Genomic DNA, 24,963 nt, shown 5'->3' with positions numbered 1-24,963 from the left:
GCCCCACGCTATACACATCACCATTGAGGTTTGTCATGACTGAGCAGCTATTTTTCGGAACTGCGGGAATGCGCGCCCCCGTGGGTCCTGCCGCTAACCAGATGAATGTTGGTAACATTACCCGGATTACCTCTGGGGTGGCTGCCTGGTTGAGTAGGCAGGCAGCGTGTCTGAAAAAGGATGCCTTAGCTGCCAACAATGTGCAAGAGATGTCTGCGGAACCAGAAGTTTTTTCTGACCCATACACGGGTTCTAGCATGTTCGGTATCGGTAAGGCGTTTCACGATGATGATCCGGCGCCGAAGGTGGTGGTTGGCTATGATTCTCGGTACGGTTCCCATATTTTTGCCACCACTGCGGCTGAGGTATTCGCGGGCGCTGGTTTCGAGGTGATTTTGTTTCCGACCCCTACCCCTACCCCATTGGTGCCGTGGATGGTGCGGCTGATGAAGCTTTCTGGGGGTGTGCAGATTACCGCGTCGCATAATCCGGCTGGACACAATGGCTACAAGGTGTATATGAATAATGGTCGGCAATTGCATTCCACCGGAGCACGCGAGATTGAGGCGCTAATTGCCGCTACCCCGTCCTCAGCGGAGATTCCTCGGGTGACGGTTCGCCCGGATGTTGATATGGTACGTCGGTATATCGATATGGCTACGCAACTGGTCATGCCGGAGGAAGCCGATTTATTGCGGGTTAATAATGAACGGGCAAATATTCGTGTTGCGGTTACCGCCATGCATGGGGTGGGTGGGCGCACCATTGTCCAAGCGCTTCAGACAGCTGGATTTGCACAGATTTTCCCTGTCATGTGTCAGCAGTACCCAGATCCGACCTTTCCCACTGTTGCGTTTCCTAACCCGGAAGAACCGGAAGCGGTAGCCCAGTTACTGGCGGTGGGCGAAGAGGTGCATGCTGATGTAGTCATTGCCTTGGATCCTGATGCGGATCGATGTGCGGTGGGGATTCGTACCAAAGATGGCCAGTTGCGGATGTTGCGGGGCGATGAAACCGGGCCGTTGCTGGCAACTCGGTTAGTCCCGGCGTGGGATGGGGCGGGCCCGCGTCCGATCGTGAGCACCACGTTGGTGTCCTCGCAGTTACTTTCCGCCATTGCCGAGGAGCGGGGCTGGGATTTACGGTTGACTCCGACAGGCTTTAAAAATCTCACCAATGCTGGTGGTACTGAAACCGTGGCTTTCGCCTACGAGGAGGCGATGGGTATAGCCCCAGCCCCGGCGTTGGTGGACGATAAGGACGGCATAACCACCGCGTTAGTTGCGTGTGCGTGGGCGGCGGAGTTGAAAGCGCAAGGCTTAACGCTTTTCGACGAGTTAGAGGCGCTCTATAAAAAATTTGGCATTTTCGCAGGCCGCCAGTTGTCTATCCGCACTAATGCGCCTCGGGAATTAATCAGGTCCTTCATCGACCGACCGCCTTCCTCCTTATGCGATATCGACTTGGAATTTGAACCAGTGTATTCCAGCGAACGCCCCGGTAGCACCGTGTCAGCAGCACTGCTTACCGGAGTTTGTGATAACGGTTCGTTGCGGATCTTGGCTCGGGCTTCCGGCACGGAGCCTAAAGCCAAACTGTATGTGGAAATCGCCCGCGCCACAGATCGCGGCCGCGTCGAAAAGCTTCTCGACGATCTCTCTAACGCATTGATGGGTTATTTCGATCAGCTATAACCAGCACTGGGCTTTAATCGTCGAAAAGTGCAAATACCCACCCAACAAACAGCACTAGCCGATGCTGTTGGGTAGGTACTACAGCTACAGATCTATATTTCTATATTGCGTGGACCATAGAGCCGATCCCCTGCATCGCCTAGCCCAGGGACGATGTAGGCGTTTTCGTTCAAATCAGGATCAATGGTTGCGGTAACGAGGCGAACAGGTAACCCTGATGCAGCCAAGGCATCTACCCCAGCCTGCGCAGAAACCATACACACTGCGGTGATATTGGTTGCGCCGCGATCGGCGAGCATCCGCACCGCGTGGAGCAACGAACCGCCAGTTGCCAGCATTGGGTCAACCACGAAAACCGTGCGTCCAGATAGATCTTCTGGCAGTGCCTCCAAATATGGAACTGGTTCATGGGTGGTTTCGTTACGTGCCAGACCGATGAATCCCACCTGCGCATCCGGGATCATGCTGAGTGCGGGGTCAATCATCCCTAACCCCGCCCGAATGACGGGCACGATAATTGGCGGATCTTCTAACCGGGTACCCATCGTTGCCGCAACCGGAGTTTTCAGTGGAAAATGCTCGACGGTTAGCTCCCGTGAAGCTTCATAAATCAACATAGTTCCCAGGTCAGCCAATGCCGCCCGGAATCCCGCATTATCGGTACGTTCGTCCCGCATAATGGATAGTCGGGCGGCAGCAAGGGGGTGATCCACGATCAAAATATCCATGTCTGCCATGCTACCGCGAAAAAAGTTCAAAGAACATTGGAAAATCATGGAACCAAATGGGGTTCAAACTGAGTCTAACTATATATGGAACGAAATTTACATGTACATATCAAAGCCGCCCGCGCATTAGCTGCGGAACTTGCGGCGAATGCAGCAACCCCCATCCATGCCAGCTACCTTCCAGGTGAAGATCTACCGGGGGCGGGTGCATTTATCACCGCATTAAACGGTGCCATTGATTCACTGGCGAATCGTGCCCGCACCCAGTGCGCCTATGTGGATAACGCAGTCACCACCACCATGACGTATCTCCGGCAAGCTGAGGCTACCGACACCACTCTCGGCCGTTCTTTGGACTTACTATGATCAACCTCGCTGAATTCATCACTGCTTTAGACGATCTCACCCCACCTACCCAACCGGTATCCCTGCCTGCGGTTCCAGATTTTTCTCGGATGGCGGAGCTAGCGGCGATCTTTGGTAATAAGATCACGACGTTCGAAGCTGCATTTCGGCAATTATCGACTGATTCGACGGATGTGCTTCGTATCGTGTCCTATGCGCTTCAAGAATTTGATCAATCACGCAGATTTTTCGAAGTTTTAGGCAAACAATTCCTCCAACAGGTAGCTGGACTATTGCCATTGGCGTTTAGCCCAAATCCCGCCATTTGGACCGCAGCTCATCACCAATTGAAACAGTTGCCAAGTGAGTTTTTGGAGCGAGCATTTCAGCATTTAGATGAGTTAGAAATCCGGCTGCAACCACACACCGTCGCATTAGAACGCATAGCCAAAGAAGGGACAGAGCTCTCTCCTCATCACACGGCCACGCCTTCTGCCCAAACAGCTACCCAGATGGCTGCAACTGCCGTCGAAGGCGCAGGATCTACGGACACTGACGGCGACGGTGCTGTTGCCGCTGGGGATACTGGTGGTTCTGCAACAAGTGAACAACTGCAACGTGGACAGCAAGCGGTGGCTGCTGCAAAATCGGCGCTGGGTACCCCATATGTGTGGGGAGGAACCACCACCAACGGTTTCGATTGTTCAGGTTTGACCCAATGGGCATGGCGACAGGCTGGTGTGGAATTGCCACGGCTGGCCGAGCATCAGAATATAGGCACGGCTGTAAAACCCGACGAACTTATTCCAGGTGATTTATTGGTGTGGAACGGGCATGTGGCTATGTATGCGGGTGATGGGCAGCTAATTGAAGCCGGCAATCCAGTACAAATGGGTCCACTGCGAACGGAAAACATGGGCATGGAATTCAAGGGGTATTATCGTCCAACTGGAACATAAGACGTGAAATCCCATTATTGTGCGGACAAATAATCAGCCAACGTTAAGATTATGGCGGTTAAGCATCTGCAGTTTCCCGAAATAACTTTTTGTTACGGGCATCAAGAACACGTGGTTTTATCGACGTCAATCCGGGTTGCGCAAAAATATGGCGGCGCCGTTCGGCGAAAACAGTATTGGTGCTATAGGGCATTAGCGATGGTACGTCCATGTCTACCCTGAGTGATTTTTAGGCTAAAATGTGTGCCCATGGCTAATAAAGGAATTGTTCCCGTCAAGTTGTCGCTCACAGATGGCGATTTTTACACTCTTTGGGCACCATCATGGCGTGAACATGGCGCTGAATGGCAGGCGTTTTTAGGCGCTAACGACGAGATTTTTGTGTTCAACTCTCCCGCCGAGCTGCTAGTATTCCTCGAATCCGACACTAAGCATGATTTGCTCAATCACCCTAAGTGGGGTGCTTTCGCCAATGAATCAGTGCTTCGTGCAGTTCCTAACAAGAAAAACACGTTCGATCTCATCGGAGTTCCAGCATTGCTGGCGGACCGCCCGTCCCACGAGAATGTTTCGGCTGTGGCCCGGTGTTTCCGTATTGCGCGTAGCCTCGGTGACATCTCCGATGCCATTCCGGTGCAAAGCTTCTTCTCCTCTCACTCTATTTTGGGAAACGTCGAACGTGGTTCTGAACATTTCGCAGGGCAAGTTGGGATGTCAGAATGGACGGCAATCGGCCGGGTAATCGTGAGCAATTGGGATGCGGTTATCGACGAACTTGATACCACCATTACTAAAACCGATGTCGATTCCAGCAAGATTTCCGCAGCAGAAGCATCCATTGCCGCTGCCGAAGAGGCTGCTGAGCGGGCCCGTGTGGAGGAGGAACAGCGGAAGAAAGAAGAGGCCGCGAAAATCGATCCGTACGACACCACCGTGTGGGCACAAGCGGGCATCGACCCCATCAAGATTTCCATTGACGGCCGCACGGTATATACGTTGCGCACCTATGTCCAAGCGAAGCCAGTATTTTTGGGCAAATACGGTGAGATTTTCACTTTTTCTTCGTCTAAGGCTTTGGTGCGCTGGCTGGTCGAACATGACGACCATGACCTTGCCGAGGTATCGACCTGGGAAGAGATTAAATCTGCCGCCAATGCGGGTGAGTTAGAAGTCTCGGTGCATAAGGATAATGTGTATTCCTTCAGCGGGATTGCTCGTGGCATTGAAAAGGGACCAGAGCATGTTGATACCGACCAGTTGCTGCGATCCTATGAATTGCTTGCCGACGCCGCAGACTGGGCCGCTGATGACTCCCTGAACTCCTATTTCTTGGCTAACCCTCGTATCCAGGATTACCTGGCATATCTCACCGGTTCGTCTCGAAATGCAGGCTATACCCCCACCCCGCCTTTCGACGAGCATGTTGCTGGTTGGAAGCAAATGGAGGAAATGCTCACCAAGCGGTTCTCGAAGTTCTAAGCCGTATTTTTAGGTTAGATAACGCACCAGGCATATCACCTGGTGCGTTTTGGCTTTATTTACAAGCCCTTAGCTATGTCAACCCAATGTCTTTTGGGTCGATCCCCCACTCCTCTAATAATTGTGGGTCAATGCCCGCGAGTTCTTCCGGGCTCAGCTTCAATTCTGAAGGTTCGGATTCGGTTTTCGAGGTTTCTTCGGTCTCGGTTGCCGCTTCATCGTCTTCTGCAAAGAATTCCGCAAAAGCTGGTTCGATTACTTCGCCTATCAGCATTCGACGCAATTGCTTGGTTAAAAATGACGTTTCAATCGTAGAAAGTAAAAGGTCATAATAGCTATGGATGTCTAATTCCAACGCAGTGACCGTCTCATAGGTCCACTTATCCAGACCGACGTTATACCCGAAATCACGTAGTAACGGCAGCGGGTAGTCAGCAATGTTTTCAATGATCCCCGCCGCAATGGCTTCTTCAGGCTGGCATAAAACCGGCAGGTTTCGGTCAAGAATGAACCCCGCTTCAATGCCGGGGGATAGTTCCCCGTCGTCAGTGATCCGGAAGTTTTCAAGTAATCTCACGGCATCGACGATCCTGGAACCGCCGTAGACAACTTGTTCTCCAATATCGCCTAGATACACGTAAGGGACGAAACTACCTTTGAGCACAGCGGCGGCTTCGGGACTATTAACAATGCCACCGAGTACTAATTCGGTATTGCCTTCTAATAGCGCGGTTGCTTCGTTTTGGTTTTCGCAGTAAACCACCAACCCCACCATTGATGGTGCCTGCTTTAATAGTTTCTGGGCTTCGGCTAGCTCGGTGAATGATACGACATGTTCAATGTAGGCGGCATCGGGGTCACCTGACAGGATTTCGTTGAGGCTTGCTAGCCCAGAAGTAGTTTGTATGTGGACTTTGGGCAGGCTATCGAATTGTTCTTGTGTGATGGGATCGAAATCGAAATCAAAGTTAGGTGGAAAGGTCATACCCACCACTGTAACCGCCCGCCCGCGTTTTTACTTACGCCGCTTTCTACCACCTAGTCCCATAAATGTCAGTGCACCAACGGCAGCCGCGCCAATAGCCATGCCAGTGCCAAATCGTTGCGGGACGACAGGTGGTGCAGCGATTTCCTGGCGCACATGGATCACCGCTGGTGCGGGTGCTTCTAGTTTCGCTATGGCAAGCGACTCTTGGGTAGTGGCTGACCACGCGGAGCAATAAAGCAGAATGCGCCAAATGAAGTAGAACAAAACCATCACACCGATGATGGGGCCGAAGGTCGCGCCAGCAGGGTTGGTGAGAGCACTTGAGAAGAAGGCGGAACCGAGTTGTTTGAAAATTTCGAAAGCTACAGCACCGATGGCACTTCCAGCCAAAGCGGATTTCACCGGAACTTCACCTCGGGGAAGTTTCTTGAGCATCCAGTAGAAGATCATGAAGTTAGCGATAAGACCAAATACCAAGGATAAAACCCGTGTCAGCAAGAAAATACCTGGTATGTCGTCTAATCCAATATAGGCCAAAATGCTGGTGGTCAGACCGGAGCTGCCAACGACAGTTAGCCCGATGGCAATGATCATCAGAACCAAAGTTGTAACCAAGCCAAATAGGTCAGCCAGCTTGGTTTTGAAGAAATTTCCCTCGTCGATCGGATAATTCCACATGTAGGAAACGCCGTATCGGAGGTTATTCATCCAGTTCAATCCCGACCAGAGCGCTGTTACACCACCAACCCCGTAGAGGGCACCGCGTTGTGCGATCGCGGTGGACACAATGTTATCAACGGTATCCCCTAAGGAACCATCAAAGTAGGACGTGAGGCGTTCAGTAATGTCATGGACGAGGTCCGGCCGACTTGCCAGGACGGTTGCCACCGCAGCGAAGGAGAGCATGAGTAGCGGGAACATGCTCAGGACTGAGAAATAGGTAATGCCTGCGGCGAATTGGTTCCCGCCTCGTTGGGTATAGCGCTCGTTCATGAGCATGAGATGGTCAAACCACTGCCATTTGTCGCGGAATTTGTCGATGAATCCTGGTTCGTCAGGATTATTACGTTCGATGCCGTATTCGTCGGTAAACTTGTCGTTTTGTTGGGTAGTGGTTGCCATAAGGTTTTCCGTCCTTGGGGGTTTAATGTAAAAATCGGGCGGAGGGGAAAAATTGATGAAAAGAGGTGCGCTCAATACAAGTGTATTAGGTTCACCGTGCGCCGGAGGGAGTTACTGTTTGGGCGCTAGAAATCCAATACGATCGTAGACGTCCGCTAATGTTCTGGTCGCCACTGCCCGGGCGTTTTCTGCGCCCCGAGCAAGAACGTTTTCCAGCTCCGCAGGATCGTTCATGTACATTGCGTACTTTTCCTGGAATGGAATAACGAATGCTTCCAATACTTCAGCTGTATCGGTTTTCAGCGCCCCGTATCCCTTCCCAGCATATCCTGCCACTAGGTCGTCAATGCTGGTTCCGGTGAGTGCCGACTGAATGACTAAGAGGTTAGAAACACCTGGTTTATTGTCCTTGTCGAAGCGTATCTCCCCGTCATTATCGGTGACCGCACTCTTGATCCGCTTGGCGGAGACGTTTGGCGGATCAAGAAGGCTAATGAGCCCTTTAACGTTGTCGGTTGATTTACTCATCTTCGTTGTCGGATCTTGCAAGTCATAGATCTTTGCAGCGCCTTGCGGGATGAATGCTTCCGGAACCGGAAATGTTTTCTTGTATCGGCTATTAAACCGCTCGGCCAAGGTGCGGGTTAGTTCTAGGTGTTGCCGTTGGTCTTCACCAACGGGGACCAACTGTGGCCGGTACAGCAAGATATCTGCCGCCATAAGCATCGGGTACATGTATAAACCGGCGGACGTCCGATCGGCTCCATGTTTGGCAGATTTATCTTTAAACTGAGTCATCCGGGCTGCTTCACCATAGCCCGTGAGACAGGTGAGAACCCAGGCGAGTTCTGCGTGCTCTGGAACGTGAGATTGTACGAATAAAGACGAACGCTCGGGATCGATCCCTGCGGCAAGCAGCTGCGCAGCACCAGCGATCGTGCGTTGTCGTAATTCTTTCGGATCTTGATCAACAGTGATGGCATGCAAGTCGGGGATAAAGTAAAAAGCCTCGAATTCATCTTGCAGCGCTATCCACTGTTTGAGGGCACCCAAGTAATTGCCAAGGTGGTAGGAATCTGCGGTGGGTTGGATTCCTGATAAGACTCGCTGTTTATCTTGGGTAGATGCCGTTTCAGTCATAAGTAGACAGTGTAGCCCACCGCATTATCTCGAAACTATTTTATTGCATACGACTAGGCTTGCCGAACAGGAATACCAACCCTGTCACGACGCTAGCTCCACCAATACCCATGAGTAATGCCGCATACAATGCATTGAGGTCGTGTCCGCCCAGTAAAAGGTAGGCGGATGCAAACATGACGATTCCTACGATAAGAAAAAATAGACCCTTAGCTCGCATGTGTATTTCTCCTAGATAAGTGCTGTGGCGCAAAAGATACACATTTAACCTACCGTAGTCACCGTGGTTTTTCTAAAGATTGCCCCTTATCGATATTCAACGGTAAGTGGTGCGTGATCGCTCCATCGCATAGCATGATCGCGCGCTTTGAATACTTCTGCGTGCTGCGCCCGATCGAGCATTGCTTTCGTCGCCGCCTGGTAGTCAATGCGCCAACCTGCGTCATTGGCAAATGCCTGCCCGCGATAAGTCCACCATGTATAGGGCGCATCATCCGGCTGCAGCCTGCGAGCAACATCGAACCACTGCGGGTCGGCTGCTGCTTTTCGACGCTTATCTGATGCGTAGTCCACCGCACCGGCCCAGTTTCCCGCATCTGTGATCTGAGTGTCTAAATCTGGGAAAGTACCAAAGACCTGATCCATAAAGGCTCGTTCATCGGGAAGGAATCCGGAGGACTTTCGGTTGGTTTTGAAGTTTTTTAGGTCTTGTTCCCGGTGACAAATATTCCAGTCGCCACCAATCACCATTTGTTCGTGGTCGTTAGCTGCCTTGTTGAGGAAATCTTCAAACACATCAAGAAATCGGTATTTTTCATCTTGTTTGTCCGTATCAGCAGCCCCTGAGGGCAAATACAGTGATGCCACTGTCACGGGATTTTCCGTCTGGGTAATCGTGCCTTGAATATAGCGACCCGCATCCTCGAAGTCAGGAACCCCAATGCGGATATCGGATAATTCCCACTTGGATAGAATCGCAACGCCTGCACGGCCTTTTGCCGCAGCGGGGGCTGCGTAAAAATGCCATCCTGCATCGATGACTGGCGCTAGAGCAATGCGTGCGTCTTTTTCATCTGCCCGCACCTCTTGGAGTAAAACAACATCGGGTTTTTTATCCAGCAACCAGGGATTGAAGCCCTGGTTTTCTTCGCTGCGCTGTTTACAAGCGGCCCGAATGCCATTGACGTTAATAGTTGTAATCAACATGGTTTCACCCTAGTACATCCGCTTGCGCAACTGATTGAACCCTGATTGAACATTGTCCCCACCTGATGCTTTTGCACCGCAACCATCCCCAAAACTAAAAATTACATTAATCTATATCAGCAAAAATCTGGTAGGTTTTCTAAGGTTATTCACAAATGAGTTTTTGGAAGCATGGCTTCTACTTCATTCGTTCCGTCCATATAGGGCCATACACCTTGAGGAAATATAGATGGCAAAACAACACATAGCAGCAACATTGTCTGCTCTATTAGTCGCAACAGTTTGCAGCGTTGCACCCAGCGCCCATGCGTTAACAGGTGGCCGACTTACTCTCGAAAATGAGATTGAAGCCAACAAAGTTGTCAAAGTTCACGCAGGCCAAGCATTATGCACCGGTGTAGCTATTGATGAGCACTGGGTGCTGACGGCCCGGCACTGCAAGATTGGAAATACTTCGAACTTCACCGTCGAAACCGGAACGAAGCCAGGTGGTAAGAGAGTAAGCACCCAGACTTTTCTAGCTGCACCCCAAGGCGATATTGCGTTGCTGTTTTTCGAAGAAGGACTCGGCTTGCCTCACTATGCAGACATAGCGCGGGAGCTGCCCGCTAAACAGACCCGTGGAACTAATTACGGTTGGGGAACCGGAACTGGTCCGATCTTGAGATTGTCGCACCAGCAATTCCTTGGAACGTATAACACCTCGGGTTATAACAATGCCACGATGTTTGTTACTGAAAATGAGGACGGCGCGCTCAATCGTCCAGGAGATTCAGGTGGTCCGGTCTTTTTCCACGGTCTCGTCACCGGAATCGCTTCCTCGGTATCAGGCAACCCAAAAACCAATTTCAGTTCGGTCCCACAAGCCTATGACTGGATTGTTCAAACAGTTAATTCCCGTCCGCAGCCACGCAGTTCCACTTTTATGCCTAGTATTGATCCGGCCGTGGTATCGAAACTGAATGAACGGATTTTGGCAGCCGAACAGCAACGGAATATCGCAAACCAAAATGCGAAGGAAAAGATTGCTGCAGCCACCCTTGCCCAGCAGACAGCTGAGCAAAAAGTCCAAGAAGCAGAGGAAGCACGCCTAGCAGCTGAACAGGAAGCGGAAGAAGCCAAAGAAGCCCAACGTGAGGCAGAAGAATTAAAAGACGCTTCGCTTCAGGAATCAGCGGCTGCGCAAGAGCGTGCAGCAGCTGCCCAACGCAAAGCCGAAGAAGCCGAGCAAGCCCGCGAAACCGCCGAAGCCGCAGCACGAGAGGCTCAAGATGCACGCACTGTTGCTCAGCAACTGCAGTCTGAAGCCGAATCTGCAAAAACCAAGGCGCAAGAAAGCCTTAAAGCCGAACAAGCACTACGAGCGGAAGCGGAAAAACTCCGCGCTGCTGCAGTTGAAGCCAAAGAAGGATTAGAAACCCAACTAAACCAGCAACGCAGTCAAACCGAGGATGCGAATCGGAAGCTAGATGCCTTGACAACCGATAAGGCAACCGTCGACAAGCAGCTAACAGAAGAACACCAACGTCGACTCGCTGCGGAAACCGAGCAACAAAAGACCAAAAACGAACTAGCGCAGGAAAAAGCTCAACGTGAAACCGCAGAGCGTCAGCTGAAAGAATTCATGGATAATCAACGAAACAACTCCGGTTCGTCGGCTACATCACCGTGGCTAACCGTTGTTGGCATCGTAGTCGCACTCATCGGGGGCGGTATCGGTGGCTGGTTACTCAATGCGTTGGGTGCTTTTCGTTTCTAAAAAACACGGTTAGAACCTTATAGTTTTTCCGATTTCGGGTCCGTAGTACACAACGAAATACCGCTGGTTAAACCCACCGGCGACAGTTATCGTCCCGGTGGGTTTTCTGACGCGCAGCCAGGTGGCGTCGCAAAGCTTAATGCGGAGCAAAACTGCCAAATCAATCCCTACGCTTGTCGACTGTTAACCGCCAGGCTCGAAGTTCCGCAACCACGGAAGAATTGCAACGTGCCAATTCTGCTTGCTGAAGACATTGATCCACAAGTAGAACCGCAGCAAGCGTGCCCCCATGGATGTGTACAAAGCAGCGTAGGAAGTAAAGCTCCATATCTTGCTCCCACAACCCGGAACTGACCATATATTCGCCAACCACATCAGTTTCCCCCAGCGCGGTGAGCCCCAACGCAAACACCGCTACCCCACCGAGTTGAATGTTCTTTCCTGTCTCGTAGGATAGTTCCGGGCAGCCGTAAAAGAAGTCGTATTTCATCGCCTCCCGCGCATACCGGACAACACTTACCCGTACCGGTAGATAGCTAACGGCGGACATGAACAATTGGCTCATGCCGATTTTCGGCAGCTCAGGAATGGGAACGTAATCCCCCGTGAGGCCGGTTACCTGAATGTTAAGTTCTCTCGGAAAGTCCGTGTCACGAAGAATCCGTTCTAAAAACTCCACTGCGAATCGCACTGTCTGGCCATTCTCGACGGTGAAGTCAATGGAAATGACGCCCGTGACGTCATTGGCGCTAATGGAAAGACCGTCAAACCCAACAGCCTGAAATTCCTGCGGTAGCCGGCCAGTACCGGTTTCCAGAAATCGCGGTGGTACATCGGGATTAGTGGCCGCAACGGCAGTAAAAACCCGCTCCACTGGGTTTTCGCCACAGTAGCCGTTTTTCAACTGTAATACCGCACCGTGACAGGCAAACTCCGCCGTTGATTCGGGCAACTGTGCGCCAAGCACCTGGTCGAACCACTCATCAAGGACGAAAGATACAGCGTCCCCTCCCGCATCCGTAGTGGCTGCATCGGCAAGCGCCAGCATCGAAGCAACGTCTAAACCCGATCGCCACTTGGTCATCAATGTGGTGCAGAAATCAGCAAGGTTAGATTTCATTTTTTAAATCCACGTTTAAGTATCCGAAACATATTTCCCGCCTGTAAAACCCTACCTCTGATTCCACAATCAAAGGTTTGGGGAAACATAGGTTCGGACTGCTTTGTTAGTGTAGTAAGTAAAGCTCACCAGGTAAAAATGATTTATTATTGAAGCTTCTATATTCAAGAAACATTTTCAAATAAAATTAATTAGCGTCAACTCGGAGCATAAAAGCATGAACTCAAAAACATGGTTTGTAGAATCCCTGACCATTAAAAACTTTCGCCAATACGACAATTTCACCATAGATTTCAACCAAGATGTAACACTTCTTATCGGTGAAAACGGTTCAGGAAAAACAACAATTCTTGACGCCTTGGCCGTCATGCTCTCGGTAATCTTGAAACAGCTAAACGATGAGGGGAAAAACCTCACCTCAGAAGACGCCCGACGCATTCCTTCCAATTTAGATTCCGTAGAGGCAGTCGCTTCCACGGATATCTGTTTTCCAATCGAGCTTTCTGTAACCGCGATTGTCGACGGAGAGAACTGGACGTGGTCTAGGTCTAAGCCCACCGCAAAAAGCAGAACGACCATGGGAGAAAAAGAATTTCGTGATTTTGTTTCGAACATTCGTGAAAATGCTCAAAAAGATGCAACACCAAACACGGTTTTACCAATAATCGCATATTACGGCGTCGAACGTTTGCTACGTGAAATCCGTAATCAGGGGTCAGTACCAAGCTCACGCTTTAGCGCCTACGATCATGCACTTGATCCACGTTCTGACATCAATAGATTTTCCCGTTATTTTAGAATGCTGTTCATTGAGAGCTTAAAGAAACGAAATGCCGCTATACAACATCTCAATGCGATAGTTCATGCCTGTAATCGGGTATTGGAACCTACTGGTTGGAAGGATCCTGAGTGGAATGAGACCGTTGGAAGTATCGTTTTGCGGCATGACGATTACGGTTATATGCCCCTGGATATGCTTGCAACGGGGACAAAAATCGCAGCAGGACTAACCATTGATATTGCTAGCCGATTGGCACGAGCCAACCCCGCCATCACGAAACCAGAAACACTACTTTCTTGCCCTGGAATTGTTCTCATCGACGAAGTCGATCTGCATTTGCACCCTATTTGGCAAAAAGAAATTGCTATAGTGCTGCGTGAAACATTTCCCGGTGTTCAGTTTGTTCTCACTACGCACAGTCCCCACGTTATTTCTTCAGTTCCAAATTCCAGTGTGCGTAACCTTGTCGGCCTATCAGTCGAAACCCCCGAGTTCCATGAAGGGTTACGGCCTGAAGTTATCCTTGAAACGATTCAACGTACAAACACTCAACCCATCACAGAAAACCGAAAAAAGTTAGATGAGTATTTAGCTCTCGTTTATAAAGGAGAAGGCACAAGCATAAAAGCTCTAGAGTTGCGAAAATACCTAGATGAAAAGATGGGCGGCAAGGAATTTAACGAGGAGCTCATCGACGCCGATTCCGTCTTGGAAATCGAGAGCTGGGATCTGTAGGAAATGTTCTCCCACAACCCCAACGTAACTCTACCGAAGTCACTAACAACGGCCATCTATGTTGCAAAAGAAACATTTAATCAGCATGGCGGAAAGTCTCCTTATCAGTATCTTTCGACCGAGGCTAAAGAGGAATTACGGCAATTCCTCTATCGTCGCCAATATGGTTTGTGCGCGTATTGTGAATGCTCTTTAGGAGACTCCGAGACGATTAATCGGACAACAAAAATCGAACATTTTCATCCACAGAGTTCTGCCGATCTCACCCCAGATTGCATGACCCGATTAGATCTAAAACGAGAACAAGACACCACCTTACTTATCGATAACCTTCTTCTTGTCTGTGCTGGCAATAAAACAAAAGGCTCGGAGCTTCATTGTGACAGCTCGAAAGCAGACATTGATATTTGTTCTGTCTTTCTTAACCCAAATCTCAACAGATCGTTTGACTCATTTTGGTGCACGTAAATCCTCTAAACGGCGCAATCTGCATCAGACCTGGTGCGCATCCAGGTGAGCTATGTGAAGCCAATGCAGTATTGGATGACATTTTGCATCTAAATAATGACCAACTGTGCGAAATGCGTCGAAAAATAGCGGCTTCTCTACGTAGGGAAATTGCCAAGCTTTATAAACGTGAACAGCTAAAAGGACACTATGAGACACGGACTTCAATCCGTGACAAATTCGTGAGTAACCTCCGCGGCCGCCCAATTAAAAAGGATTACCCCTCAGTGCACTTCAGCATTGCTGATTTCTTGGAAAAAGAAGCTGGTAAAAACTTTAACTGAGAATATTAGATCCCCGTTAATCACGTTTTTCATCGTCCTTGCCGTTTCTAATACAGACAACTATCAAAGAACATTTTCGATGAAAGGGCCTAACTATGTCAGCACATACCGAACCTGTTTCCATTTGGGTAGGAGATTTCGCATCCGAAGCCGAATTGGAGGGGTACCTCGCCATAGATTATTCCGAAATCCACGATGACGACGACTTTCTTGCATCTGCATTCACCCAGGATTTCGAGATTGAGTACTACGACGAGGATTGCAGGGAAGCCTACCGCGCCGAAATTGGCGGTTTGAGCTGGCAGGAATTAGTCGAGCCGCTGTCGTATGCCGAGTACTTTGCCGATCAGATTCCCGATACTATCGACGAGAAAACCTGCGTGATCGCCGTTTACAACTTGGCGTTTGACGGCCACATCACGCATAAGAATGGCGTGGTATTCGTCGGCTGTTACGAATACCACCGTTAGGCTGCGGCGCTGCGGCGTCGTAACGCAACGGCAAGCGCCCACACCATAATGGCGCATACTCCCAGCGCCGCGCCAACTAATGCTGGCGATGCATAACCGTAGCCTGCGGCAATAACCGCGCCACCCATTGCCGCACCCGCAGCATTAGCAACATTTAACGCGGAGTGATTCAATGCGCCCGCCAATGTCTTGGCTTTGCCCGCAACGTCCATCAGCCGAATTTGCAGGCATGGAATCAGAGCTGAGGCACTGCCGCCAATCACAGCGAAATTGACTACCGCTGGAACCACGGCGGTAGTCGTGAAATAAAACGCCGTCAACGACAACACAATCGCTATAAGCGACACCGCGATTCCGCCCTCAACAGACCAGTCAGCGAGGCGACCGCCCACCCAATTGCCCGCGATCATTCCCACACCGTAGATGCTTAGAACTAGCCACATCAGGTCTGGGTCAAACCCCGCACGGTTGGTCATCGTCCACGAAATATAGGTATAAACCGCAAACATTCCGCCGAAGCCAACCGCGCCGATCGCAAGTGATAGCCACACCTGTAACCGACGTAAGGAGCTTAGTTCCAACAGCGGACTCGTCGGCGGCATTTTCGTCATGTGCGGCATTAAGAACCACAATGCAACCAGCGTAACCACACCAACGACGGAGACCAGAACATATGCGTTATACCACTCGGTTGCCTCCCCGATGGCCTGCGCTGCTGGAACACCTACCAGACTGGATAGTGGGAATCCCATCCCTACGAAAGCCAAGGCCCGGCCTCGTTGCCCTTCCGGTGCCATTGAGGTGACGACCAAAGCCGCGACAGAGAAAAACGCGCCATGCGGGAAACCCGCAATAAACCGGGCAGCGAGCAGGGTGGGCATCGTCGTCGCCAACGCGGTCAGCGCATTGCCCACCACAAACGCCACCATAAGCAGCAACAGCAACCGTCGACGCGGCATCATTCCAGTAAAAGCTGTAATCACCGGTGCTCCGATAACCACGCCCAACGCATACGCAGAGATAATGTGGCCAGCGGTGTTCTCCGCAACCGAATACGCCTGCGCAATATTGCGCAATAATCCCATTGCAACGAATTCGCTCACGCCGATGCCGAACCCACCCAGGCTAATAGCGATCATCACAATCAGCCGCTGGCGATCACTGATCTCGGTTTGTCGTGGAAGTGCTTGTCGTCGAAAAATCACGAGGGAACACCTTACACCTCATGCTCCCACAACGCACTAATCGGCAATTGGAACATCCAGTCATGAATCTGACGGCAGAAGCTTCCCGTGTGGAACACCACGCCAGCGGCAACGCGCTCCCCTAGTTTTTCTTTAACATTACGCATTGTTCTAAACGCATCTATCGACGGCGTCTGGGTCGCCTTGATCTCGACAAAAATCAACCGTCCATCACGCAATTCGATAACCAGGTCAATCTCTTGGTTATCACGGGTTCGATAGTGGAACAGATCATAAAACTCGTTGCTCCACGAACGCTGCACGAGCAACTGTTGCGTAACGTATTGTTCCAGCAACGCTCCGAAATACTCCATTCCGCCAACGTGAATTGATTTCTCTGGCTGGAACCCCGTCAAGCTCGCTGCAAATCCCGTATCAATCAATGATGATTTTGCCGTCTTTAAATCCCGGTTAGAAAAACTTGTACTCCACGCCGGAATTTCTTCTATAAGAAACATCGTTTTAGCCAACTCACGTACCGCTTTGGCATCACGAGCCGACGCGCCAAGTTGACGCGCCAATTTAGCTTGAACAACCGGTTGCGCAGGCTCCGCAGCTAAACGTTTCAGGCACGCTTCAAGCAAATTTTTGCTATTACCTCCGATAGTTACAGCATCGTGGACAACTAAACGTTGGATGTAATTGATAAACCATTGGTTCCGTCGTCTAGGTGTCGAACGAGCAACCGGCTCTGGATATCCACCAATACAGACATTCTTTGCTAGTTCTTCTCGATCAGTATCAAACCGTGGTGGCAGCAAGACATCGCCTGCCACCACGCCTAACAGCCAAGAGACAAAATCCTCCGGCACTGCGCGTTGATTAATCTCTCCCATCGAAAAAGGCTTCAAGGAGACCGTTGAAACCCGGCCCGCAAGTGAGTCGCCTACACCAGGTATCTTGAGTAGATTGGCCGAACCTATAAACAAGAATCTTCCCGGACGACGATTATTATCAACTGTCGCTTTAAGCGGAAGGATTAACTCCGGTAATCGTTGCGCTTCATCGACGATCAGCAGTCGATCACCCGCACGAGCCAGAAACGTCATCGGATCGAACCTTGCCAGTTCCAATGTCGGCACATCGTCCAACGTCACATATTCCGCTGCCCGCTTTTCGATAAAGCTTTTAGCCAAGGTACTTTTGCCCACCTGTCGGGCACCTTCAATCATGACGACTGGCGAATCTTCGAGCGATTCTTCAAGCTCGAATGTCACAAATCTACGCAAGGCATCCATAACCACACCCTGCCCCATTTACCTGCATTTTGTCAGATCTTCCGCTACATTTCTGTTAGATCTGCCGCCCTGTGTGTGGGCGTCGAAAAGCGTTCGTCAGGCATGAAGCTCCGGCGATTTTTAGGCTTAGGCGTGGCGACGGCGCTGCCCAAGCGTCGAAAAGCACAGCCTGCAAAAACCGGACACCCGTACTGTTTTTACCCCCGGATGACAGATCAAGACCGCTGGTAACCCCCAAAATTGCTGCATAAAGGTAACGAATGCGGGGCGCTATAAGGTATCCTGAACAGTTGTACTTAGAGCTTTTATTCCTTAAAGGAGACACATGGCTAAGATCATTTGGACCCGTACCGACGAGGCTCCATTCCTCGCATCCCTCTCCCTCAAACCAATCGTTGAAGCTTTCGCTTCCACCGCAGGCATTGAGGTTGAGACCCGCGACATCTCGCTTGCAGGGCGTATCCTGGCACAATTCCCCGAATCCTTGAGCGACGACCAAAAGGTCGAAGACGCTCTGTCCGCATTGGGCGAGTTGGCTAAGACCCCTGAGGCGAACATCATTAAGCTGCCTAATATCTCCGCTTCCGTTCCACAGCTCAAGGCTGCCATCGCGGAACTTCAGGGCTTCGGCTACAAGATTCCTGATTACCCAGACAATCCTGAAACTGATGAGGAAAAGGATGTCCGCGCGCGTTACGACGCCGTCAAAGGCTCCGCTGTTAACCCAGTGCTGCGTGAAGGTAACTCCGACCGTCGGGCGCCTAGCGCTGTGAAGAACTTCGCTAAGAAGAACCCACACCGCATGGGCGCATGGTCTGCGGATTCCAAGACCAACGTTGCCACCATGGACGCCAACGACTTCCGCCACAACGAGAAGTCCGTCATTATGCCGTCCGACGATGTTCTAACCATCAAGCACGTTGCAGCTGATGGTACCGAGACCGTCCTGAAATCCGACCTGAAGGTTCTTGCTGGCGAAGTTATCGACGGCACTTTCATGTCCGCCAAGGCGCTGGACGCGTTCCTGGCTGCGCAAGTTGCGCGCGCCAAGGAGGACGGTGTTTTGTTCTCCACCCACCTCAAGGCCACCATGATGAAGGTCTCCGACCCGATCATCTTCGGCCATGTGGTTCGCGCTTACTTCACCGATGTGTTCGCACAATACGGCGATGTTTTGGAAGCCAATGGCCTTACCGGCGAGAACGGCCTAGCTGCTATCTACTCCGGCCTGGAGTCGGTAGAAAACGGCGCTGAAATCAAGGCTGCTTTTGAAAAGGTACTGGCTGAGGGCCCAGCGTTGGCTATGGTCAACTCCGACAAGGGCATTACCAACCTGCATGTCCCTTCCGACGTGATCGTCGACGCTTCCATGCCTGCCATGATCCGCACCTCCGGCCACATGTGGAACGCTGCTGGTGAAGAGCAAGACACGCTTGCCGTTATTCCGGATTCCTCTTACGCAGGCGTGTACCAGACTGTCATCGACGACTGTCGTGCAAACGGTGCGTTTGACCCAGCCACAATGGGCACCGTCCCTAACGTCGGCCTGATGGCACAGAAGGCTGAAGAATACGGCTCCCACGACAAGACCTTCCGCGTTGCCGCCGACGGCAAGGTGCAGGTTGTCAACTCCGCCGGTGACGTCCTGATCGAGCACGACGTGGAGGCTGGCGATATTTGGCGTGCCTGCCAGACCAAGGATGCCCCAATCCAGGACTGGGTCAAGCTCGCTGTCACCCGTTCCCGCCTCTCCGGAATGCCCGCGATCTTCTGGCTCGACCCAGAACGCGCACATGACCGCAACCTCATTTCCCTGGTGGAGAAGTACCTGGCTGACCATGACACCGACGGCCTTGACATCACCATCAAGTCCCCGGTGGAGGCGACCAAGGTTTCCATCGAGCGTATCCGCCGCGGCGAGGACACCATTTCCGTGACCGGCAACGTGCTGCGTGACTACAACACCGACCTGTTCCCCATCCTGGAACTGGGCACTTCCGCGAAGATGCTGTCCATCGTTCCGTTGATGGCTGGCGGCGGCTTGTTCGAGACCGGTGCTGGCGGTTCCGCCCCGAAGCACGTCCAGCAGGTTCAGGAAGAAAACCACCTGCGCTGGGATTCCCTGGGTGAGTTCCTGGCACTAGCTGAATCCCTGCGCCACATCACCAACACTGGTGGCACCAAGAAGGCAGCTGTGCTGGCTGATGCTCTCGACGCTGCTACTGAGCGTCTGCTGGATGAGAACAAGTCTCCTTCCCGCAAAGTGGGCGAGATCGACAACCGCGGTTCCCACTTCTTCCTGGCAACCGAGTGGGCAAAGGCTTTGGCCGCGCAAACCGAGGACGCTGAGCTAGCCGAGACCTTCAAGCCTGTTGCGGAAGCACTCGTTGCAGGTTCTGATGAGATCAACGCCGAATTACTCGCCGTTCAGGGCTCCCCTGCCGACCTTGGTGGCTACTACCAGCCAGATGAGAAGGCCGAAAAAGTTATGCGGCCTTCCGCTAAGTTCAATGAGATCATTGATGGCTTGAAGAAGTAACTGTCGTCTAAAGCGGGCTTGACCTTCGCTCCCTGTTGAAGGGGCGGGTGGTTAGGCCCCTTTTTTATTTACGTCAATGGCTCCGCCTTCGCTTTTCGACGCCACCAACGACCGCTTACAGCAACAAAAGTCCGTCTGATCGACGTAATTCTCGCCCATGAATGCGAGTCTACTTCCGTTGCGCACAAACGTGATGGCTGGGAAGTATCTAGCGGGGCACAGCATGATGAAGCTGCACCTGGCGCTCCCCACCACGTGGTGGAAATTCCTTACATAAAAGTAGCTACCGCCTGTAACTCGACTCTTTCCATAAACACCCCACCAACACCAGTACCTCACGCGGGATTGGTCGAGTTACCCCTTCGTTCCGCGCGGCTTGGAACCCTAGAAATACACCAACTCGACTTTTCCAGCACCTAGACTACGAAACGCCTATACCTGGACTGGATTGGTCGAGTTGCATAGGGAAACGAGCCGGAACTCGGAACGTCCCAAACGCCAGAATCCCACGCTTTCTTGCTTTATGCTTGAGTTTTATGGTCAACGAAGACGAACCCGATCTGAGCGATCGCGACGATATTCGCATCTACCACGAGCTTGAGCAAGAAGGCTTTTTCGATTCAACACCGTGGGAAACTTTCATCGGGCTTTGTCTCACCTTCACTGAAGAATCAGTCATACCCTTAACCCACGACCCACTCCCCCAGGGCGATATTGTCTCCGCACGGCAGTTCCTTTCAGGTCATATCACCGAAAGCGACCTTGAGCAACGCCGCACCGCAGCGTGGGACAGGCTCAAGGATCTGGTTGGGGCGACCAAGCACATTCAGCGGCTCACGGTGATCTTCCTCTACCCCGACCTGTTATCCGGAATTGAAAGATCTGAGCGGCCAGACCCCAACAGCTTCCTTTTCATCAATCTGCTGTGGGACATTGACCCAAGCCTGCCCACCGACTTTAAAAACTTTGTGTGTGAAAATTAATTGCCGGATTCGCCCGATTGTGGCTACGCGGAGATTTTATACTTGAGACTTATGGCCGAGACTTCGCTCCCTCACAACCCTGACATGGATGATGAGGACGTCCGCGTGGAAGACGAGCTGGAAACCCTTGGGTTTTTCGAATCCACCCCGTGGTCGATTTTCATCACGTTCTGTCTCGACTTCACCGAGACTGTGGTACTTCCCCTAGACCGTGACCTCACCTGCCACAATGATCTCGATCTGGCGAGGGGATTCCTCGCAAAAGATGTGACCGGAGAACAGCTCACCTCCGCCCGGTCACAAGCGTGGCACCGCCACGACAGGTTAAACGGTATCGCAAAAGATATTCAGCGGCTCACTCTGATCTTCCTCTACCCCGATCTACTGCAGGGCATCGAATCACCCGAAGACCCCGATTCCCACTGCTTCCTATTCCTCAACCTCCTCCTCGACATTCGCCCAGGCCTACCAACCGCCTTCTTGGACTACGTGTACGAAAACTCCTAATATGCGCACAATCACTGACGTTGAAGACGAAATGCTCTACCGGCTGCCGGAGGAGTACCGAAACTTCCTGCTGGATGAAAACAACCGCAAGTCACCTGCGTGGCGGTTCTTCTTTACTGAAACAGCGCCGTTTGCGCTTGATCTCACCGAGGATTTCCCCTACGCCGACAATGCTTACGGCGCGGTGCACCCTGTAGGTGTTATCCCCATGCAGCAGGTTGGCCAAGAGACGTATGTTGTCATCGTTGCGCGTGGCCGCACCCAAGGTGAGCTGTGGCTTTTCGACGCGGGCAACTTCTTCCGGCGCCTAGTAAATCCCCGCACCGATAGTCCACTAGCATTTGCCGATTGGCTATTTTTCAATCCACAGGCGCTTTCCCGACTGCTATATCACAATCTCCTTGACTCTATCTCTCATCCCGCATCGCCTGCGGAGGCTGCGGCGATGGTGCGTTTCATCAACAAGGCCAAGGATTTTCCCCATCACCCCCATGCAGCTTTGAGCCTTAGTGATTTGAATGATCTTTGCGATTCCTGCCTGCATCTCGAGTTGTTTCAGCACCTCGACCTCAGCAGTTCCCGCATGTGCTGCGATTTTTTGGAGCTCACTGGGTTCTGCACCCATGTGGAGCAGGAAAAATATGTGGAGTTTATCCTAGATTTTTGTTTGCAGCACGTCGCTGCTGCGGAGGTGAAACAGAAAGTAGCGTATGCGCACACACTTCTGAAGGTTCCCGGCCGGTTACAAGAGGTGGTTCCGTCCAGGAGGGCGTTTGAAACAGCTACCACGCCTCTGGTGAAACTTGCGGAACTGCTGGCGGATTCCGATTTTCTGAACAGTTGGATTTGTGAAGGTGATTGGGAACCGTGGGATGAGGAAATCTTTTCCCTCCTCATTGCCATCGACCATGATCTCCCCTACCATTTCTTCACCCGACTCTCGAGAAAATGGTCACTGTCCCACTATGCGCACAATCACTGACGTTGAAGACGAAATGCTCTACCGGCTGCCGGAGGAGTATCGACATTTCCCGCTAGATGAACGCAACCGTAGGCCCCCAGCATGGCGGTTCTTCTACAAACAGAAGCCTCACACAATTCGCAATCAACCTAGGAGAGGAAATCTAGTGAGAATTTCCCATGCCACCACTTTAAAACAATTGCACTCAATAATATTTTATTCATAATTGAAAATTTATACAAAAACCAGAATATTAAAAATCACAACCGTATCATTCAAAAAACCTTGACGCCCCCAGGATAGTGACATCACCGCAGTTAAAACCACCAAATCCGAGCGTATATTATTGCAAATAACTAGATTGCGCACATTTAAAAACTCAAATCGTTCATTTCATATTAAGGCAAATTATATTTTATTAAATTATTTCAAAACGATAACAATTCTATTTTTGGGTAGATTATTTGATTATTTCTTTTGTAAGTTGGCCGTAATCACACATGGTGATTATTCAACTCTTGTAGACCGAAGGAGGAAATATCTTGCTTAAGTCAATCAAACGAAGTTCGGTAATCGGCACCGTCGGATTAACCATACTAGCTAGCGTGCTAATGTCACCCCAAGCGTCTGCCTGGTCAATGCAACATCCGACATACAAGAACTGTACCTTCGGTGCGGAAAATGTCCCTGGCCGAAATAACCCAGCAGGTGGATTCGGCCATGCTTCATGTGAACCAGGCCGTGGCATATCCGCATTTCGCTCTCGCGTAGTATGCACACCGTGGCATGGCAACACATCTCCACGCACAATTCATGGTGCATGGCGAGGGGTAACTCTGGCAGGCAACGATAATCGCTCACGTGCATACTGCGCTTGGTATGAACAACCAACCGCTATCGATGTCGAAGTTCGGTAACTGTTCGTTGGAGCTGAGCGATGAGTTCCAACCTAGCTGAAGACGTTGACCACGCCACAAGGGAGGATAGCTATGAAAAGACCCGCATTCAGATTGCTCCTGAATGCCCCATTTTGAACTGTTCCAATGACTCCATGAAAGATGGACAATTGGACATTGCTCAGCGTGATTTTCGTAATACCACTCTACGAGTCCTGGGCTAAGGACTAAACCAGCACAGTTTACATTCACAAGAAGTCTCTGTTGAGGGGATTCTCGTCAAGAGTTTCCTTGTCAAACTGCTAAGATGCACATGGCATTCGAGGCTATTACCACATGACTGGTGAGTGGATTTCCAAAACGTTGAGAGTACCCCTGGCGCTTTTTCGTTGAATTGAGCTGGGGGTGTTTAATGTTCCTTACCCAGACATTAAGAGCACCAGCTGTAGATAACGCTTCAACTGCCACCCAGATTCTCCTTAGCCCTATGGCGCAACTTTTGTGCCATCTTAGTCCCTGGGTTTCGCCTAGTTAATTTAATAGTTCACTATGCTTATTCACGCTTAATATTTGAGGTTTTCTCACCGGGCTTTTGTTGTGGTTGAAGATGTAGGACAACGATGGCGGTGATGATGTAGCGGGTACGAGGGTTACTTAGTTGGAAGGCTTTGATTTTTCTGGGCATCGCGTTGGTACGTTCTACTGGTGCCCATAATTGAGTGTGAAGTAGGTTGCACTAGTATTGGGTGTCGGAAACTAGTCTGTAGGAAAACCACTTGCCATAATTGCCCAACCAGCTTCCCGGCAGGAGGCTAAGTTGGTAACTGGTTACTACCAGTAAAGTCAGTGTACCCAAAGAAGCAAGTTATCTCCAGATGTGGTCATCATCACGGAAGATCCACGCTACCTGTACGAAATGCACTTAGTGCTTTTGCTGTACCGTAACCTCGACCTCTACGCCCCTACGCTTACACTGATTTCCTCTTCTTTCTCCTTTTCTTCCCAGCAGTTGCGTTCATACCTGGGAATAGAACCAGATTCGCCCGAAGAACGGTTGGGACAGTTGCTGATGAACCCAGAGTTTTTAACTGGCAACTTTGACCACGATTTGTGGGATCCGTGGGAATTTTTCTTTTTTCAAGCACTCATCGACATTGACCCGAAACTTCCGACCCGGTTCTTTAGCGTCCTTGCCCAAGAACACAGCCGCACACGCTTCGCGAAGCAAAAACTGGCAGACCTCTGAAGCAACAAACACGTATAAACTTGGTAAATAAC

The 24,963-nt window shown here is 51.0% G+C and carries 23 protein-coding genes; 14 read left to right on the top strand and 9 right to left on the bottom strand.

What is annotated here, in order from left to right:
* Positions 1-35 precede the first annotated feature (35 nt).
* The gene (locus CMUST_RS03235) at positions 36-1,694 is read left to right on the top strand and encodes a phospho-sugar mutase (protein WP_047261311.1); all 1,659 of its coding nucleotides are present in this window, start codon (positions 36-38) and stop codon (positions 1,692-1,694) included.
* 92 nt (positions 1,695-1,786) lie between these two features.
* Here the strand turns inward: CMUST_RS03235 and upp are convergent, their stop codons facing one another.
* On the bottom strand, positions 1,787-2,422 hold the full coding sequence (upp, locus tag CMUST_RS03230) for a uracil phosphoribosyltransferase (RefSeq protein WP_047263324.1): 636 nt from the start codon (positions 2,420-2,422) through the stop codon (positions 1,787-1,789).
* Positions 2,423-2,506: 84 nt separating this feature from the next.
* Between upp and CMUST_RS03225 the strand changes: the two genes are divergently transcribed.
* The 3 genes from CMUST_RS03225 to CMUST_RS03215 all read left to right on the top strand — a co-directional run bounded on the left by CMUST_RS03225 (position 2,507) and on the right by CMUST_RS03215 (position 5,205).
* Positions 2,507-2,788, top strand: coding sequence for a hypothetical protein (locus CMUST_RS03225; RefSeq protein ID WP_047261310.1), 282 nt, complete (start codon positions 2,507-2,509; stop codon positions 2,786-2,788).
* Positions 2,785-3,726: a C40 family peptidase gene (locus tag CMUST_RS03220; RefSeq protein WP_047261309.1), complete on the top strand. Its 942-nt coding sequence runs from the start codon at positions 2,785-2,787 to the stop codon at positions 3,724-3,726. Before CMUST_RS03225 ends, CMUST_RS03220 begins: the two co-directional genes overlap by 4 nt.
* A gap of 249 nt (positions 3,727-3,975) precedes the next feature.
* Complete coding sequence (locus CMUST_RS03215) at positions 3,976-5,205, top strand: hypothetical protein (protein WP_047261308.1); 1,230 nt, start codon at positions 3,976-3,978, stop codon at positions 5,203-5,205.
* Between the two features lie 73 nt (positions 5,206-5,278).
* Here the strand turns inward: CMUST_RS03215 and CMUST_RS03210 are convergent, their stop codons facing one another.
* From CMUST_RS03210 to CMUST_RS03190, 5 genes are all read right to left on the bottom strand, one after another.
* Entirely contained in the window at positions 5,279-6,190 is a 912-nt protein-coding gene (locus CMUST_RS03210; protein ID WP_052844505.1) for a hypothetical protein, read from the bottom strand.
* Between the two features lie 30 nt (positions 6,191-6,220).
* Positions 6,221-7,315, bottom strand: a complete 1,095-nt coding sequence (gene yhjD / locus CMUST_RS03205; RefSeq protein WP_047261307.1) for an inner membrane protein YhjD — start codon at positions 7,313-7,315, stop codon at positions 6,221-6,223.
* A gap of 111 nt (positions 7,316-7,426) precedes the next feature.
* On the bottom strand, positions 7,427-8,455 hold the full coding sequence (gene trpS, locus CMUST_RS03200; RefSeq protein ID WP_047261306.1) for a tryptophan--tRNA ligase: 1,029 nt from the start codon (positions 8,453-8,455) through the stop codon (positions 7,427-7,429).
* A gap of 40 nt (positions 8,456-8,495) precedes the next feature.
* Positions 8,496-8,675, bottom strand: a complete 180-nt coding sequence (locus CMUST_RS03195; protein WP_047261305.1) for a hypothetical protein — start codon at positions 8,673-8,675, stop codon at positions 8,496-8,498.
* Positions 8,676-8,761: 86 nt separating this feature from the next.
* The gene (locus tag CMUST_RS03190; protein ID WP_047261304.1) at positions 8,762-9,661 is read right to left on the bottom strand and encodes an exodeoxyribonuclease III; all 900 of its coding nucleotides are present in this window, start codon (positions 9,659-9,661) and stop codon (positions 8,762-8,764) included.
* A 229-nt stretch (positions 9,662-9,890) separates the two neighbouring features.
* On the opposite strand from CMUST_RS03190, the gene CMUST_RS03185 reads away from it, so the two are divergent.
* Positions 9,891-11,420: a S1 family peptidase gene (locus CMUST_RS03185; RefSeq protein WP_047261303.1), complete on the top strand. Its 1,530-nt coding sequence runs from the start codon at positions 9,891-9,893 to the stop codon at positions 11,418-11,420.
* 160 nt (positions 11,421-11,580) lie between these two features.
* On the opposite strand, the gene CMUST_RS03180 is transcribed toward CMUST_RS03185, so the two are convergent.
* Positions 11,581-12,540, bottom strand: a complete 960-nt coding sequence (locus CMUST_RS03180; RefSeq protein ID WP_047261302.1) for a DUF6138 family protein — start codon at positions 12,538-12,540, stop codon at positions 11,581-11,583.
* A gap of 217 nt (positions 12,541-12,757) precedes the next feature.
* Here CMUST_RS03180 and CMUST_RS03175 point away from each other — a divergent pair, with 217 nt between their 5' ends.
* Together CMUST_RS03175 and CMUST_RS03165 are read left to right on the top strand one after the other, a co-directional pair.
* The gene (locus CMUST_RS03175) at positions 12,758-14,056 is read left to right on the top strand and encodes an AAA family ATPase (RefSeq protein WP_047261301.1); all 1,299 of its coding nucleotides are present in this window, start codon (positions 12,758-12,760) and stop codon (positions 14,054-14,056) included.
* An 886-nt stretch (positions 14,057-14,942) separates the two neighbouring features.
* Positions 14,943-15,317, top strand: coding sequence for an immunity 22 family protein (locus CMUST_RS03165; RefSeq protein ID WP_047261299.1), 375 nt, complete (start codon positions 14,943-14,945; stop codon positions 15,315-15,317).
* Here CMUST_RS03165 and CMUST_RS03160 read toward each other — a convergent pair.
* Positions 15,314-16,522 (bottom strand): MFS transporter, encoded by a 1,209-nt coding sequence (locus CMUST_RS03160; RefSeq protein ID WP_047261298.1) that lies wholly within the window; start codon positions 16,520-16,522, stop codon positions 15,314-15,316. The two genes, CMUST_RS03165 and CMUST_RS03160, sit on opposite strands and share 4 nt — an antisense overlap.
* Positions 16,523-16,533: 11 nt before the next feature.
* Complete coding sequence (locus tag CMUST_RS03155; protein ID WP_047263322.1) at positions 16,534-17,799, bottom strand: ATP-binding protein; 1,266 nt, start codon at positions 17,797-17,799, stop codon at positions 16,534-16,536.
* Between the two features lie 325 nt (positions 17,800-18,124).
* Between CMUST_RS03155 and CMUST_RS03150 the strand changes: the two genes are divergently transcribed.
* The 7 genes from CMUST_RS03150 to CMUST_RS03120 all read left to right on the top strand — a co-directional run bounded on the left by CMUST_RS03150 (position 18,125) and on the right by CMUST_RS03120 (position 24,931).
* Entirely contained in the window at positions 18,125-20,338 is a 2,214-nt protein-coding gene (locus tag CMUST_RS03150; protein WP_047261297.1) for an NADP-dependent isocitrate dehydrogenase, read from the top strand.
* Between the two features lie 536 nt (positions 20,339-20,874).
* Entirely contained in the window at positions 20,875-21,321 is a 447-nt protein-coding gene (locus CMUST_RS03140; RefSeq protein WP_047261295.1) for a hypothetical protein, read from the top strand.
* Positions 21,322-21,372: 51 nt separating this feature from the next.
* Entirely contained in the window at positions 21,373-21,828 is a 456-nt protein-coding gene (locus CMUST_RS03135) for a hypothetical protein (RefSeq protein ID WP_047261294.1), read from the top strand.
* 1 nt (position 21,829) lies between these two features.
* A complete protein-coding gene (locus CMUST_RS03130) occupies positions 21,830-22,810 on the top strand; it encodes an SMI1/KNR4 family protein (protein WP_047261293.1) in 981 nt (326 codons plus the stop codon).
* Between the two features lie 521 nt (positions 22,811-23,331).
* A complete protein-coding gene (locus CMUST_RS16510; RefSeq protein WP_144414114.1) occupies positions 23,332-23,706 on the top strand; it encodes a hypothetical protein in 375 nt (124 codons plus the stop codon).
* Between the two features lie 20 nt (positions 23,707-23,726).
* Positions 23,727-23,909, top strand: coding sequence for a hypothetical protein (locus CMUST_RS03125; RefSeq protein ID WP_047261292.1), 183 nt, complete (start codon positions 23,727-23,729; stop codon positions 23,907-23,909).
* Positions 23,910-24,562: 653 nt separating this feature from the next.
* Positions 24,563-24,931: a hypothetical protein gene (locus CMUST_RS03120; RefSeq protein WP_047261291.1), complete on the top strand. Its 369-nt coding sequence runs from the start codon at positions 24,563-24,565 to the stop codon at positions 24,929-24,931.
* The last annotated feature ends 32 nt before the right edge of the window (positions 24,932-24,963 follow it).

Origin of the sequence: Corynebacterium mustelae (assembly GCF_001020985.1) — a bacterium.
Lineage (GTDB): Bacteria > Actinomycetota > Actinomycetes > Mycobacteriales > Mycobacteriaceae > Corynebacterium > Corynebacterium mustelae.
Note: the sequence above shows the minus strand (reverse complement) of the source record. Positions and strands in the feature narration are given on the sequence as shown.

Excerpts from the sequence above, each read along its gene's own strand:
- CMUST_RS03235 (WP_047261311.1), top strand. The coding sequence starts at position 36 with ATGACTGAGCAGCTATTTTTCGGAACTGCGGGAATGCGCGCCCCCGTG.
- upp (WP_047263324.1), bottom strand. The coding sequence starts at position 2,422 with ATGGATATTTTGATCGTGGATCACCCCCTTGCTGCCGCCCGACTATCC.
- CMUST_RS03225 (WP_047261310.1), top strand. The coding sequence starts at position 2,507 with ATGGAACGAAATTTACATGTACATATCAAAGCCGCCCGCGCATTAGCT.
- CMUST_RS03220 (WP_047261309.1), top strand. The coding sequence starts at position 2,785 with ATGATCAACCTCGCTGAATTCATCACTGCTTTAGACGATCTCACCCCA.
- CMUST_RS03215 (WP_047261308.1), top strand. The coding sequence starts at position 3,976 with ATGGCTAATAAAGGAATTGTTCCCGTCAAGTTGTCGCTCACAGATGGC.
- CMUST_RS03210 (WP_052844505.1), bottom strand. The coding sequence starts at position 6,190 with ATGACCTTTCCACCTAACTTTGATTTCGATTTCGATCCCATCACACAA.
- yhjD (WP_047261307.1), bottom strand. The coding sequence starts at position 7,315 with ATGGCAACCACTACCCAACAAAACGACAAGTTTACCGACGAATACGGC.
- trpS (WP_047261306.1), bottom strand. The coding sequence starts at position 8,455 with ATGACTGAAACGGCATCTACCCAAGATAAACAGCGAGTCTTATCAGGA.
- CMUST_RS03195 (WP_047261305.1), bottom strand. The coding sequence starts at position 8,675 with ATGCGAGCTAAGGGTCTATTTTTTCTTATCGTAGGAATCGTCATGTTT.
- CMUST_RS03190 (WP_047261304.1), bottom strand. The coding sequence starts at position 9,661 with ATGTTGATTACAACTATTAACGTCAATGGCATTCGGGCCGCTTGTAAA.
- CMUST_RS03185 (WP_047261303.1), top strand. The coding sequence starts at position 9,891 with ATGGCAAAACAACACATAGCAGCAACATTGTCTGCTCTATTAGTCGCA.
- CMUST_RS03180 (WP_047261302.1), bottom strand. The coding sequence starts at position 12,540 with ATGAAATCTAACCTTGCTGATTTCTGCACCACATTGATGACCAAGTGG.
- CMUST_RS03175 (WP_047261301.1), top strand. The coding sequence starts at position 12,758 with ATGAACTCAAAAACATGGTTTGTAGAATCCCTGACCATTAAAAACTTT.
- CMUST_RS03165 (WP_047261299.1), top strand. The coding sequence starts at position 14,943 with ATGTCAGCACATACCGAACCTGTTTCCATTTGGGTAGGAGATTTCGCA.
- CMUST_RS03155 (WP_047263322.1), bottom strand. The coding sequence starts at position 17,799 with ATGGATGCCTTGCGTAGATTTGTGACATTCGAGCTTGAAGAATCGCTC.
- CMUST_RS03150 (WP_047261297.1), top strand. The coding sequence starts at position 18,125 with ATGGCTAAGATCATTTGGACCCGTACCGACGAGGCTCCATTCCTCGCA.
- CMUST_RS03140 (WP_047261295.1), top strand. The coding sequence starts at position 20,875 with ATGGTCAACGAAGACGAACCCGATCTGAGCGATCGCGACGATATTCGC.
- CMUST_RS03135 (WP_047261294.1), top strand. The coding sequence starts at position 21,373 with ATGGCCGAGACTTCGCTCCCTCACAACCCTGACATGGATGATGAGGAC.
- CMUST_RS03130 (WP_047261293.1), top strand. The coding sequence starts at position 21,830 with ATGCGCACAATCACTGACGTTGAAGACGAAATGCTCTACCGGCTGCCG.
- CMUST_RS03125 (WP_047261292.1), top strand. The coding sequence starts at position 23,727 with ATGAGTTCCAACCTAGCTGAAGACGTTGACCACGCCACAAGGGAGGAT.